The sequence below is a fragment of the Enterococcus sp. AAFC-DPL-5146 genome (genome assembly GCF_058216635.1).
On record NZ_CM177103.1, the window covers coordinates 301,520 to 314,706 of the forward strand.

Consider the following 13,187-nt stretch of genomic DNA (forward strand, 5'->3'; position numbering starts at 1 on the left):
ATGAAACCTATGATTTTTGATATAAATGCTATAGTTTGTCTATTTATAACTTAGAAAGAAAGCGTTACCATTTTTGTGTAAGAATGAATAATGTCGAAATTTAGGCAAATGATTAAAAGGAGGTTCATTCATTGAAACAAAAAAACTGGAAAAATGTGTTTTGTTACTCAGCTACTGTTTTTGCTTTTACCTTAGGAGCAAACTGGATGTTCACGTCAACTGTTTATGGGGAATCATCTGAAACAGGTATTCCAGTAGTCGATCGAGTACCGGAATCTACGGCATTATTTCCCGATACGTTGTTAAATTGGAGCTTAACAAGTGATCCGGATGCGCCATTTAATATTTCCAAAGTTCCGTTGAAAGATCGAATTAAAGGGGAAAAAATGAATGCCGATCAAAGTACTGATGCAAAAGTTTTATCGATTGCCATAGTGAATCGGCATACGAAAGGAACCCCGTCACAAGGGGGAGAAGACAAAGCTGTCTATAATTTTACTAATTGGCAATATGTCGATACGCTAGTTGCCTGGGCAGGGTCTTCAGGTGAAGGAATCATTGTTCCACCTAGTGGAGATGTGACTGATTCTGCTCATAGAAATGGTGTGCCTGTAGTTGGAACAGTCTTCTTTCCACCCGAAGCTTATGGTGGTAAAAGTGAGTGGGTAGAACAACTGGTGCAAAAAGATCATAAAGGAAACTTTCCGATGGCGGATAAGCTTTTGGAAATGTCGACAGCATACGGTTTTGATGGTTGGTTCATCAATCAAGAAACCAATGTTGACGCACAAACAGCCAGTGCCATGAAAGAGTTTTTAAGTTATATGCAAGCTCAAAAACCGAAAAATCAGCAAGTTGTTTGGTATGATTCTATGATTCCTAATGGTAATGTTGCATGGCAAGGCGCGCTGAATGAACAGAATCAGGGCTATTTCCAAGAAGGAAAGAAGCGTGTGTCAGACAAGCTATTTATTGATTTTCGCTGGCGAGGATTGGAAGAATCTAGAGCAAAAGCGACTCAATTAAAACGTGATCCATATGATCTTTTCGCTGGAATCGACGTTCAAGCAAACGGTGTAAACAGTTGGCGTAAACCAAGCAGTATTTTAGGCAGTAACGGCCAACCCCTTGTTTCGTTAGGACTTTATGCTCCTGATTGGACGTTACGAGATGGTGGTCAATATGATATTGAACGTTATTGGGAAAATGAAAAATCACTTTGGATTAATCCGCAAGGTGATCCTCGCATAGTAGATAGTACTAAAAATGAATGGCAAGGTGTTTCTCGTTATTTTGTTGAAAAATCCCCAGTAACAAATACACCGTTTTTAACGAATTTTAACGTAGGTAACGGGGATGCCTTTTATCAAGATGGGACAAAAGTCAAAGATGGAGCCTATAATAATCGTAGTATTCAAGATGTTATGCCGACCTATCGTTGGGTCATTGATAATGATGCAGGCAATCAACTTGAAGCGAAAATTAGTTATGAAGATGTGTTTAATGGTGGCTCTTCCATCAAGTTATCTGGTCCCGTGACCGCAGATAAACAAACCCTTATCAAATTATACGCCTCTCAAGTAAAAGTCAGTGCTTCAGAAACAGCGTCAGTCATAACCAAAGGTGCAGATGACGTTTCTTTAGTCCTACAGATAAAAGGAAAAGACAAACCGTTAGTTATTCAAGGCAATCAGCAAAGGTTAGAAAATGGTTGGGTAAGAACTACGTATCCATTGAAACCTACAGCTTCTCAGACAATAACGACGATTGGTTTAAACGTAAAAAACACCCAGACTGGATTAGCTACAATTTATTTAGGGCAAATGATGATTGGAAAAGAAAAAACAACTTCGGTTAGTAACGTTAGTGAGGTTCATTTTCCAGGAAAAACAATTGTAGATGATTTAACAGAAAGTATTCGCGTGAGTTGGGAAACAAAAGGGGAAAATACAGCTTCTTATCGTATTTACCGAGAAGTTGATGGTCAATTACAATTTGAAGGTGAAACAGCAAACAATGCATACACGTTATTAAATCAAAAACGAATAGGAGAGACCGCCAAGTATCAAGTCGTTCCAGTTGATTATTACGGTCGGGAAGATCGAACTAAAGGCGCCAGTGCAGTTTATACCTTTGAAGCGCTAAAAAAACCAGAGATAGCGATCAATGCTAGCAGTACACTGGTTTCGGTAGGAGAAACAATGACTTTGTCAGCGACTGTTTCTAAATAAACCATTAACTGGGAAGTGCTTGGAGCTACGCCGCAAACAACATCTGGTAAAGAAGTCTCTTTGTCCTTTGCTAAGGCAGGTATTTATACTGTAAAAGCAACGGCGGTCAATGCATCTGGTGAAACTGAGATCATAAAAGAAAACTATTTACATGTATATGATCAAAACAGCGGAATCAAAAGAGAAAACCTAGCGTTATTACCGTCAACAACTGCTACACAAGGTTCAGGGTATACCAATGATCGTGAAAGTTATCGTTTTGCTTTAGATGGGGATCTAAAAACGAAGTGGTGTGATAATGGCAGTGATAAACCATGGATGATTGCCGATTTAGGGGCACAAAAAACAATTGCAGGTTTTGAACTCTTCCATGCCGGAGCAGGTGGTGAAAGTTCAGATTGGAATACTAGAGACTATGATATTTCAGTCAGCAGTGATGGAATTAACTGGACGACAGTTGTTCAGCATCGGAATAATACAGAAGATAACAGTAAAGATGCCATCAAGTTAGTCGAAGCCAGATATGTGAAGCTTTCTTTAGAGAAAGCCGAGCAAAATGGGAAGACAGCTAGAATCTATGGTTGGCAAATTATTGGTGTTAATCAAACGGGGATTGTTGAAGGATAGATATTTGGTACTATAAATCGATAATTTTGAGGCACTTTCCAGATCTTGGAAAGTGTTTTTTTATTTACAATAAAAAAAGTAATTGCTTTGATTAGTTCTCTCAACTAATACACAAAAAAACGTAACGAACCTACTAAAGATTCGTTACGCTCTCATACTGGGGTTTTACCGCAAAAAACCAACGATTATACCATGTCTAACTGGTAACCAGTCGTCAACTTCTCATGAAGTACCAGTTTTTCGTTATCAGAGATAAAAGCACCATTGATTGCATGTCGATTCAACAGCTCCATATCTTTATAAGTAATACCATACCATTCATATAGCTTCATGAATTCATCGGTCAACGTTGTATCAGAAACGGTTCGATTATCTGTATTGATACAAACGTTGATGCCAGAATCAAGAAATGATTGAAAAGGATAATCAGCTAATTGAGTGACTGTTTTTGTTTGGAAATTACTTGTAGGGCACATTTCGATTAAGATATCTTTTTCCTGTATTAATGAAAAATATTCTGGTGTATCTTTTAAGGCGATACCATGTCCAATTCGTTTGGCACCTAAATAAACAGCATCGACAACGTTTTTCCCGCAACCGCATTCGCCTGCGTGGAGTGTTAGTGGGATATTTAGTTGGTTAACTAATGCTAATGTTTCCTCGAAAGTATACGGTGGGAAATCTATCTCATTTCCTGCAAGGTCGAATCCTACGACTCCGTCTTCTTTGAACTCCTCAGCTAGATGGACGATCTTTTCAATTTCTGTTAATTCTTCGTGGCGCATACCACACAATAGTGCATTGCTTTTTACGCCAAATGCTTGTTGACCTTGATTAAGACCAGCTAAAACAGCGGTGACTATTTTCGGTAAAGAAAGACCTTTTCTGGTGTGAAGAGAAGGGGCAAAGCGAACTTCAATATATTGAATATTTTCTTCGGCTGCTTGACTAATAATATCAAAAGCGGCTGTTTGTAAAGCAGTTTCCGTTTGCAAGCAAGTTAAAACCAAATCAAATCGTTTTAAGTACTCATTTAAATTTTGACAATCTTGAGGTGCCACTAACAATTTTTTTAATTGTTCATCATCCGAAGGTAAAGGAATATTTTGTTGTTCTGCTATTTTCCGCAAGGTCTCAGGACGGATAGATCCATCTAAATGACAATGAAGCTCAATTTTAGGCAGTTTTTTGACAAGTTCACGTTTCACCGTATCATCCTCTCTTTTCTTGTAGAACTATTGCTCTTATTCGTTAAGTATTTTGAAGACTTTAACACGGGGAGTATTCTCTGTCAATAAGGTTGAATTGGTAAAGGAAAGAAAATACTTCTGGCTGTTTAAGGATTCGTTCGATTTTAGTGCTAGTTGAGTAGCGTCTTTTTTATGCAGTCATTGATTATGTAGGATTATGCTATTTTATTATGTAGAATTCTGATAAACTGAAATCATTCAGCAATATTTTTTTGAAAACGTTAGCAAAAATGGTAGGAGTTGTCAAAAAAAGGGAGAGTGGATCATGAAATTGACCATCAAAGAAATTGCAGATATGTCTGGTGTATCGATAACAACAGTGTCTCAAATTATAAACAATAAAGGCAGCCGATTTAGCGAGCAGACGAGAAAAAAAGTATTAGCTGTTGTTGAGGAGTATGATTACAAACCAGATTATTTTGCCTCTAACATTATTACCCGTCACTCAAAAACGATTGGCATGGTGGTGCCTGATGTAACTGATTTTTTCTTTGCTAAAGTAATTGAAGGTGTGGAGACGTTTCTTAATTCATTAGGATATATGATTTTATTATGCAATTCAAAACACGATGAAGACAAAGCGACGCAATATGTGACAGAACTGGTTCACCGATCAGTAGATGGGATTATCTTTGCAACGCCGAATATTTTACCGGCAAATCATATTTTAAAAAACAAAAGTAAACGAAAAGTACCAGTTATTCTTGTGGATCGAGGCATCAATCCACGTGAAAACGGTAGACTTATTGTGAAAGAATATGAAGGCGTTTACCATGCGGTGTGTTATTTGATCAAGCAAGGACATACACATATTGGCATGTTAAAAGAAAATGAAGGGTACTATCAGTTGACAGAACGAGTGACCGCTTATCAGCATGCGTTGAAAGATCATGGGATTCCAGTTAGAGAAGAATACATGTGTAGCGGTGACTTGAACTTAGGTGGTGGTTATACAGCGGCTAAAAATGTGTTGAAAAATAAAGAGATCACAGCAATCTTTTGCGGGAATGATGAAATGGCGATGGGGGCTTATCAGGCAATTGAAAGTTGCGGGAAGAAAATTCCTGATGATATCTCTGTTGTGGGTTTTGATGGACTGGAAATTTCAGAATACTTGGTTCCTGGACTAACAACGGTTTATCAGCCGAGTTTTGATATTGGCTTTTATGCTGCGCAATATTTAGTCGAAGCAATCAATCATCCTGAAAGAAAAATACCGAATAAAATTTTTGATACAACATTTATTATGAGAAATAGCACTAAATCGATTGACAAGTAGAGCATTTTGATTTAATGTTCGTGTTATAAGCGTTTACATTTTATGTAAGCGTTAGTAAACTGTTTTACTAAAAGGTTTTAACCTGAATGGTTTTAGTGTATAATACATCCTTGAGGATTGATTCGGAGGAAAAAAGCATGAGAATGGTAGATTTGATTGAGAAAAAACGTGATGGACAGGTTTTAACAGATGAAGAGATCCAATTCATTATTTCTGGTTATACTAAAGGAGCGATTCCCGATTATCAGATGAGTGCATTTTTGATGACCATTTTTTACGAAGATATGACGGATGAAGAAATTACGACCTTGACCTTGGCAATGGCTAATTCAGGAGAGATGATTGATCTTTCGTCAATTCAAGGAATCAAAGTAGACAAGCATTCTACTGGAGGTGTTGGTGATACAACAACCTTGATTTTAGCGCCGCTAGTTGCCAGTGTAGGTGTTAGTGTGGCTAAAATGTCTGGCAGAGGTCTTGGTTACACAGGTGGTACAATCGATAAGCTAGAAGCGATACCAGGTTTCCATGTAGAATTACCAGATGATGAATTTATCCGTTTAGTAAATGAAAGCCATGTTGCAGTTATCGGTCAATCAGGTGACTTAGCACCAGCCGACAAAAAACTATATGCCTTACGTGATGTGACAGCGACCGTTGATTCAATTCCATTGATTGCTAGCTCCATCATGAGTAAGAAAATCGCAGCTGGAGCAGACGCAATCGTATTAGATGTAACAACCGGTGAAGGTGCTTTTATGAAAAATATTGACGAAGCACGCCGATTAGCAGAAACAATGGTACGGATTGGACGCTTAGCGAACCGTCAGACTATGGCGGTGATTTCAGATATGTCTCAGCCTTTAGGGGAAGCAATCGGTAATAGCTTAGAAGTGGTTGAAGCAATCGAAACACTTCAAGGTAAAGGTCCAGAAGATTTAATTGAAATGTGCTATATCTTAGGCAGTCAAATGGTAGTTTTAGCGGAAAAAGCGGATACATTAGAAGAAGCTAGAAAGATGCTAAAAGAAGCTCTAGAATCTGGAAAAGCCTTAGATAAATTCAGAGAAATGATTCGTAATCAAGGTGGAGATGATAGTATCATCGATCATCCTGAACGATTATTAACAGCCAAATATCAAATAGAACTACCTGCAAAAACATCAGGTGTTGTACAAAAAATCGTTGCTAATGAAATCGGAATTGCAGCGATGCTTTTAGGTGCGGGCAGAGCTACTAAAGAAGACAAGATCGATTATGCAGTAGGAATCAAATTACACAAAAAAGTCGGTATGCCTGTTGAATCAGGAGAGTCATTACTAACCATCTATTCCAATTCTGACTCAATCGATGACGTAAAAGAACTCTTGTATAAAAATATCGAAATCGGCAGTTCTGGAACAGAACCTGCGCTGATTCATGATATAATAACAGCATAAAGGATGTGTCGGAAATAATGGAATTAAATCAAATGATTGATCACACTATTTTAAAAGCAGATGCAAAAGAAGAGGACGTTTTACGAATTATTGAAGAAGCGAAAAAGTATGAATTTTTCTCAGTTTGTATTAACCCCTGTTGGGTTGCTTTAGCCAATGAACACTTAGCGGAAACCTCTGTTGATGTTTGTACAGTCATTGGATTTCCTTTAGGCGCGAATACATCAGAAGTCAAAGCATACGAAACAACAGATGCTATCAACAATGGTGCAACAGAAGTTGATATGGTCATTAACATTGGTGCATTGAAATCAAAACAATACAAAAAAGTGTTAAAAGATATTCAAGCAGTTGTTGATGCAGCGAGAGGTAAAGCGTTAGTTAAAGTGATTATTGAGACAGCTTTATTGACAGATGAAGAAAAAGTTAAAGTCTGTGAATTAGCGAAAGAAGCAGGTGCTGATTTTGTTAAGACATCCACTGGTTTTTCAACAGGTGGAGCAACTGTCGCAGATGTTAAATTGATGCGTAGCACAGTAGGACCTGATATGGGTGTGAAAGCATCAGGGGGCATTCATAATGAGGAACAAGCTAGAGCGATGATTGAAGCAGGAGCTACAAGGATCGGAACAAGCGCTGGCGTGGCAATTATGGAAGGTTCTACAGGCGCAGGATATTAAAATTAAGAAAGAAAGCAGTGGGCAAATGACAGCAAAACAAGAATGGATAACAATCGCAGAAGATGCGTTGACCAAAACCTACGTACCCTATTCTCACTTTTCAGTTGGAGCGTGTCTCGTAACTAAAGAGGGAAAAACGTATCAAGGCGTCAATATAGAGAATGCCTCTTATGGATTGACCAATTGTGCCGAACGAACAGCAATCTTCAAAGCTGTTTCTGAAGGTGAACGAGAGTTTCAACATTTAGTTATTACAGGGAAAACGCCAGAACCAATCTCTCCATGTGGTGCTTGTCGACAAGTAATGGCTGAATTTTGTGAGCCTAATATGCCAGTTACGTTAGTCGGTGAACATGGCGTAACAAAGGAAACGACGGTAGGGGAACTATTGCCGTATGCATTTAGTGAAAAAGATTTATAATAGACCATTATTTTGCATGTGGATTTGCAAAATTTAGCTACATGAACAAACCTCTCAACATATAGAGAAAATGATAGAAAGATAAAACGCATCGTTTTATCATTTCCTAATTGCTTTGATAGACAATAGGATTTTGATTTGATGTTGAAAAGTACAAGGCAAATGAAGAGAGAGTTGTTTCAACTATTATCTTGTTTCATTCAGTCATCCGGCTGTTGAAAATATAAAACTATTTTAGGGGGCTTTACAGAAATGAAAAAAGCAAAAATATTTGGTTTTAGCTTAGCTATATTTGGACTAACGGTTGCGTTAGCAGCGTGTGGCGGAGGTAAAAAAGATTCAGCAGGTGGGGATTCAAACGGCAAAGACCATAGTGTCGTAGTCATTACTGATATCGGCGGTGTAGATGACCGTTCGTTTAACCAATCAGCTTGGGAAGGTCTACAAGCTTGGGGTAAAGAACATGGCTTGAAAAAAGGAGCAGAGGGATTTGATTATATTCAATCAAACGATGCTTCAGAATACGTAACAAATATTGATACAGCAATCTCTAACGGTTTTAAAACTGTATTTGGTATTGGCTACTTGTTAGCTGATTCTGTCAGTACAGCAGCGGATGCAAATCCAGATACGCAATTTGGTATCATTGATAGTGTTATTGAAGGAAAAGATAATGTTGTGTCTGCAACATTTAAAGATCAAGAAGCATCATACTTAGCGGGTGTAGCAGCAGCTCGTACAACAAAGACAAACACTGTCGGCTTTATCGGTGGTGAAGAAGGAGCAGTTATTGACCGCTTCGAAGCTGGATTCCATCAAGGTGTTGTCGATACAGCAAAAGAATTGAAAAAAGATATAAAAGTTGAAGTTGAATATGCGGCTTCATTTGGTGATCCTGCAAAAGGAAAAGCTTTAGCAGCATCTATGTACCAAAAAGGTGCTGACATTATTTACCATGCGGCAGGTGGTACAGGACAAGGTGTTTTCCAAGAAGCAAAAGATTTAAATGAAACAGGTTCAAAAGACAAAGTTTGGGTTATTGGTGTAGATAGTGACCAAGATAAAGAGGGCGCCTACAAAACAAAAGACGGTAAAGAAGATAATTTCACTCTAACATCAACACTTAAAGGTGTAGGTGCTGCAGTACAAGATATTTCTAATCGTGCGTTGGAAGATAAATTCCCTGGCGGCGAACACTTAGTTTACGGTTTGAAAGACGGCGGTGTAGATTTAACAAAAGGTTATTTAACAGATGATACAGAAGCCGCTATTAAAAAAGTAAAAGAACAAATTATTGCTGGCGAAATCACTGTGCCAGAGTCTCCTAAAGAAGTAAAAGAATAATTTTGTCCTTGATGAGATCTTGTTAGAGCAAAAGAGCTTACCCCTCTTTTGTTCCAACCTCATCAAGATTTTCTTACGCCTTTAAAGAAGGAAAACGAAAGATTCAGCTAGTCATTTTCTTTCTTTAAGAGCCTAAAAGCTACTTTATTTATTTTTTTAGAAGTACCGTGTTAACAGATGATGCAGTGATTAAATTGTTAGGATGTGAAAAATGTGGCTCAAGAAAATTATGTAATTGAGATGCGTAACATCACTAAGCAGTTTGGAATCTTTAAGGCCAATGACAATATCAACTTAACTGTCCGGCCAGGAGAAATCCATGCTTTGCTTGGAGAAAACGGCGCAGGGAAATCGACCTTGATGAATATCTTATCCGGTTTGTTAGAACCTACATCTGGAGAAATATTTATGAATGGGTCAAAAGTATCAATTAATGGACCGACTGCAGCAAATCGTTTAGGAATCGGAATGGTTCACCAGCACTTTATGTTAGTGGATGCGTTTACAGTGACAGAAAATATCATTCTAGGAAGCGAACCTACGAATGCAGGTGTTTTGAACCGTAAAAAAGCCACAGACGAAATTAAGCGAGTATCTGAACAATATGGACTGTCAGTGGATCCAGGCGCATATATTCGTGATATCTCTGTTGGAGCGCAACAAAGGGTAGAAATATTGAAAACTTTGTACCGGGGTGCAGACGTTCTAATTTTTGATGAACCGACAGCTGTTTTGACTCCGCAAGAAATCGATGAGTTGATGGAAATCATGCGTGGTCTTGTAGAAGAAGGAAAATCAATTATTTTAATTACCCATAAACTAGATGAAATCAAAAAAGTAGCGGATCGTTGTACAGTAATTCGCCGTGGGAAAAGTATCGACACAGTTAATGTGAAAGATGTATCCTCACAACAATTAGCCGATATGATGGTTGGACGTTCTGTTTCATTTAAAACAGAAAAGAAACTGGCAGAACCTAAAGAAGTAGTTCTTTCAATTAAGGACTTAGTTGTAAAAGAAAGCCGTGGACTAGACGCTGTTAAAAGTCTTAGTTTAGATGTGCGTGCAGGTGAAGTCGTTGGGATTGCTGGTATTGACGGTAATGGGCAAACAGAGTTGATTCAAGCTTTAACTGGATTACGTAAAGTAGAAAGTGGATCAGTTGAATTGAGAGGATCGACAATCACGAACAAACGCCCACGTGAAATCACAGAAGCAGGTGTTGGTCATGTACCAGAAGATCGTCATAAATATGGACTGATTTTGGATATGACATTAGCTGAAAATATTGCCTTACAAACATACTATAAAAAACCTCTAAGTAAAAGTGGGGTATTAAACTACAACCAAATCAATTCCTATGCACGTAAATTAATCGAAGAATACGATGTACGGACAACGAATGAACTGGTTCCAGCTAAAGCTTTATCTGGAGGTAATCAGCAAAAAGCAATCATTGCTCGTGAAGTGGATCGAGATCCTGACTTGTTGATTGTTTCTCAGCCGACTCGTGGCCTAGACGTTGGTGCGATTGAATACATCCATAAACGCTTGATCGAACAACGAGATAAAGATAAAGCAGTCTTGTTAGTTAGTTTTGAGTTAGAGGAAATTTTAAATGTATCAGATCGGATTGCTGTAATCCATGCCGGGAAAATCGTCGGAATCGTTGATCCAAAAGAAACGACTGAAAACGAATTAGGTTTACTAATGGCTGGCTATTCATTAGAAGAAGCGAGAGCAGAATTAAGTCAAGAGGCAGGTGAGGCAGTTGAATAATCAGACAGAGCGATTACGGAATATTTTAGTTCCTATATTATCAGTTTTAATGGGATTTATTCTTGGTGCAATTATTATGCTTATTTCAGGACAAGATCCTGTTGCAGGATATCAAGCGATGCTTAAGACTGCGTTTCAAAGTCCAAAGAGTATTGGGGAAATTTTCGTAACAGCAGGTCCCTTGATTTTTACGGCGTTAGGATTTGCGGTAGCAAATTCAGCTGGGTTCTTTAATATCGGACTTTCAGGGCAAGCGTTGTGCGGTTGGGTTACAAGTATTTGGGTAGCGTTGTCCATGCCGGATGCGCCTCGTATGATTGTTTTACCTGCGGCAGTACTTGCTGGAGCTTTAGCAGGAGCAGGAGCTGCAGCCATTCCAGGATTGCTACGTGCTTTCTTTGGCACCAGTGAAGTAATTGTTACGATCATGCTGAATTATGTTTTTCTTTATACAAGTACACACATTGTTAACAATGTCATGGCACCAAGTGTGCTAGGTACTAATAAAGGTGTGACGAAAATTATTGGAGAAAACGCCAGTTTACGAACAGACTTCTTAAAAGAACTAAGCAGTGGCTCACGTTTAAACATTGGTATTTTTCTAGCGCTTATTTTCTTAGTATTGATTTGGTTCCTTATGAAAAAAACCACATTAGGTTATGAAATCCGTTCGGTAGGGTTGAACCCCTTTGCCTCTGAATATGCAGGGATGAGCAGTAAACGGACGATTGTTATGTCGATGGTCATTTCAGGTACTTTAGCTGGTTTAGGTGGCGTGGTTTTAGGATTAGGAACATTTGGAAACTTCTTTGTGCAAGGATCTTCATTGAGTATTGGGTTTGATGGGATGGCTATTTCTCTCCTTGGGGCAGGTAGTTCTGTAGGGATATTCTTATCTGCGATTCTCTTTAGTGTGTTGAAACTTGGCGGACAAGGCATGCCTTTACGTGCAGGTGTACCTATCGAATTAGTTGATGTGGTTATTGCGGCTATTATTTTCTTTGTCGCAATTAGTTACTTGATTCGCTTCTTGTTGGCAAAAGCTTCAGGCAGCAAAAAAGAAGTTGCCATTGTTGAAGAATTGGATGGAAAATCAGATCCTACAAGTCAAGAAGGAGGAAAAATCTAATGAATATTGCATTAATCGCTGTATTGGCGCCGATTATTACACAAACTTTGGTTTATTCTACTCCTTTAATCTTTACGGCTTTGGGCGGGACTTTTTCTGAGCGTAGTGGTATTGTAAACGTAGGGCTAGAAGGTATCATGGTTATGGGCGCCTTTAGTTCCGTTGTATTTAATTTAACTTTTGTTGAAACGTTTGGTGCAGCAACGCCTTGGCTTGCTTGTTTAGTAGGTGGCGTTGTTGGAATGCTCTTTTCTTTGCTTCATGCTGTTGCTACGATTAATCTAAGAGCAGACCATATTATTAGCGGAACCGTTATTAATTTGATGGCGCCAGCGTTAGGTATTTTCCTGATTAAAGTAATCTATGGAAAAGGACAAACAGATACAATTAAAGAGTCTTTTGGTTACTTCTCGTTTCCTGTTTTGAAGGATATTCCGATTCTAGGAGAGTTATTCTTTAAACAAACATCATTACCATCTTTTGTTGCGATTCTTGTCGCAATTCTTGCATGGTTTGTGCTATTCAAAACTCGTTTTGGTTTGCGTCTGCGTTCAGTAGGTGAAAATCCTCAAGCGGCAGATACACTTGGAATTAATGTTTATCTTATGCGTTATTCAGGCGTGTTGATTTCTGGGTTTTTAGGCGGTATCGGAGGAGCAGTCTTTGCCCAAACAATTGCGGGACGTTTTGCAGTAACAACGATTGCTGGTCAAGGGTTCATTTCGATGGCAGCGATGATTTTTGGTAAATGGAATCCGTTAGGTGCGATGGGTGCGGCATTATTCTTTGGCTTTGCTCAAAATATCAGTATTGCTGGATCAAGTTTACCAGTTATTTCATCAATACCAGCTGTCTATTTACAAGCAGCACCGTATGTTTTAACCATTATTGTTTTAGTCGTTTTCTTAGGGAAAGCTTCTGGACCAAAAGCGATTGGGAAAAACTATATCAAATCAAAATAAATAATTTTAGTATAAAAGGGCGGGGCTATTAAGGTTGTGCAAAAAG

Annotated in this window: 11 protein-coding genes; 10 read left to right on the top strand and 1 reads right to left on the bottom strand. The window is 38.5% G+C overall.

Annotation, left to right across the window (positions count from 1 at the left end; translation table 11 throughout):
• Nucleotides 1–131: 131 nt before the first annotated feature.
• Both AC4BB2_RS01320 and AC4BB2_RS01325 read left to right on the top strand, forming a co-directional pair.
• Nucleotides 132–2,231, top strand: coding sequence for an endo-beta-N-acetylglucosaminidase (locus tag AC4BB2_RS01320; RefSeq protein ID WP_490473674.1), 2,100 nt, complete (start codon nt 132–134; stop codon nt 2,229–2,231).
• A gap of 15 nt (nt 2,232–2,246) precedes the next feature.
• The gene (locus tag AC4BB2_RS01325; RefSeq protein WP_490473675.1) at nt 2,247–2,858 is read left to right on the top strand and encodes a discoidin domain-containing protein; all 612 of its coding nucleotides are present in this window, start codon (nt 2,247–2,249) and stop codon (nt 2,856–2,858) included.
• Between the two features lie 185 nt (nt 2,859–3,043).
• On the opposite strand, the gene add is transcribed toward AC4BB2_RS01325, so the two are convergent.
• Entirely contained in the window at nt 3,044–4,066 is a 1,023-nt protein-coding gene (gene add, locus AC4BB2_RS01330) for an adenosine deaminase (RefSeq protein ID WP_490473676.1), read from the bottom strand.
• 307 nt (nt 4,067–4,373) lie between these two features.
• Here add and AC4BB2_RS01335 point away from each other — a divergent pair, with 307 nt between their 5' ends.
• From AC4BB2_RS01335 to AC4BB2_RS01370, 8 genes are all read left to right on the top strand, one after another.
• A complete protein-coding gene (locus AC4BB2_RS01335; RefSeq protein ID WP_490473677.1) occupies nt 4,374–5,387 on the top strand; it encodes a LacI family DNA-binding transcriptional regulator in 1,014 nt (337 codons plus the stop codon).
• 137 nt (nt 5,388–5,524) lie between these two features.
• Nucleotides 5,525–6,826, top strand: a complete 1,302-nt coding sequence (locus tag AC4BB2_RS01340) for a pyrimidine-nucleoside phosphorylase (RefSeq protein WP_490473678.1) — start codon at nt 5,525–5,527, stop codon at nt 6,824–6,826.
• A 17-nt stretch (nt 6,827–6,843) separates the two neighbouring features.
• Complete coding sequence (gene deoC / locus AC4BB2_RS01345) at nt 6,844–7,506, top strand: deoxyribose-phosphate aldolase (RefSeq protein ID WP_490473679.1); 663 nt, start codon at nt 6,844–6,846, stop codon at nt 7,504–7,506.
• Nucleotides 7,507–7,531: 25 nt separating this feature from the next.
• Nucleotides 7,532–7,927, top strand: coding sequence for a cytidine deaminase (locus AC4BB2_RS01350; protein ID WP_490473680.1), 396 nt, complete (start codon nt 7,532–7,534; stop codon nt 7,925–7,927).
• A 252-nt stretch (nt 7,928–8,179) separates the two neighbouring features.
• Nucleotides 8,180–9,271, top strand: a complete 1,092-nt coding sequence (locus AC4BB2_RS01355; protein WP_490473681.1) for a BMP family lipoprotein — start codon at nt 8,180–8,182, stop codon at nt 9,269–9,271.
• Nucleotides 9,272–9,484: 213 nt separating this feature from the next.
• A complete protein-coding gene (locus tag AC4BB2_RS01360; RefSeq protein WP_490473682.1) occupies nt 9,485–11,050 on the top strand; it encodes an ABC transporter ATP-binding protein in 1,566 nt (521 codons plus the stop codon).
• Entirely contained in the window at nt 11,043–12,179 is a 1,137-nt protein-coding gene (locus AC4BB2_RS01365; protein ID WP_490473683.1) for an ABC transporter permease, read from the top strand. The genes AC4BB2_RS01360 and AC4BB2_RS01365 overlap by 8 nt, the downstream gene beginning before the upstream one ends.
• Complete coding sequence (locus tag AC4BB2_RS01370; RefSeq protein WP_490473684.1) at nt 12,179–13,141, top strand: ABC transporter permease; 963 nt, start codon at nt 12,179–12,181, stop codon at nt 13,139–13,141. The genes AC4BB2_RS01365 and AC4BB2_RS01370 overlap by 1 nt, the downstream gene beginning before the upstream one ends.
• Nucleotides 13,142–13,187 lie beyond the last annotated feature (46 nt).

Excerpts from the sequence above, each read along its gene's own strand:
- AC4BB2_RS01335 (WP_490473677.1), top strand. The coding sequence starts at position 4,374 with ATGAAATTGACCATCAAAGAAATTGCAGATATGTCTGGTGTATCGATA.
- AC4BB2_RS01340 (WP_490473678.1), top strand. The coding sequence starts at position 5,525 with ATGAGAATGGTAGATTTGATTGAGAAAAAACGTGATGGACAGGTTTTA.
- deoC (WP_490473679.1), top strand. The coding sequence starts at position 6,844 with ATGGAATTAAATCAAATGATTGATCACACTATTTTAAAAGCAGATGCA.
- AC4BB2_RS01350 (WP_490473680.1), top strand. The coding sequence starts at position 7,532 with ATGACAGCAAAACAAGAATGGATAACAATCGCAGAAGATGCGTTGACC.
- AC4BB2_RS01355 (WP_490473681.1), top strand. The coding sequence starts at position 8,180 with ATGAAAAAAGCAAAAATATTTGGTTTTAGCTTAGCTATATTTGGACTA.
- AC4BB2_RS01370 (WP_490473684.1), top strand. The coding sequence starts at position 12,179 with ATGAATATTGCATTAATCGCTGTATTGGCGCCGATTATTACACAAACT.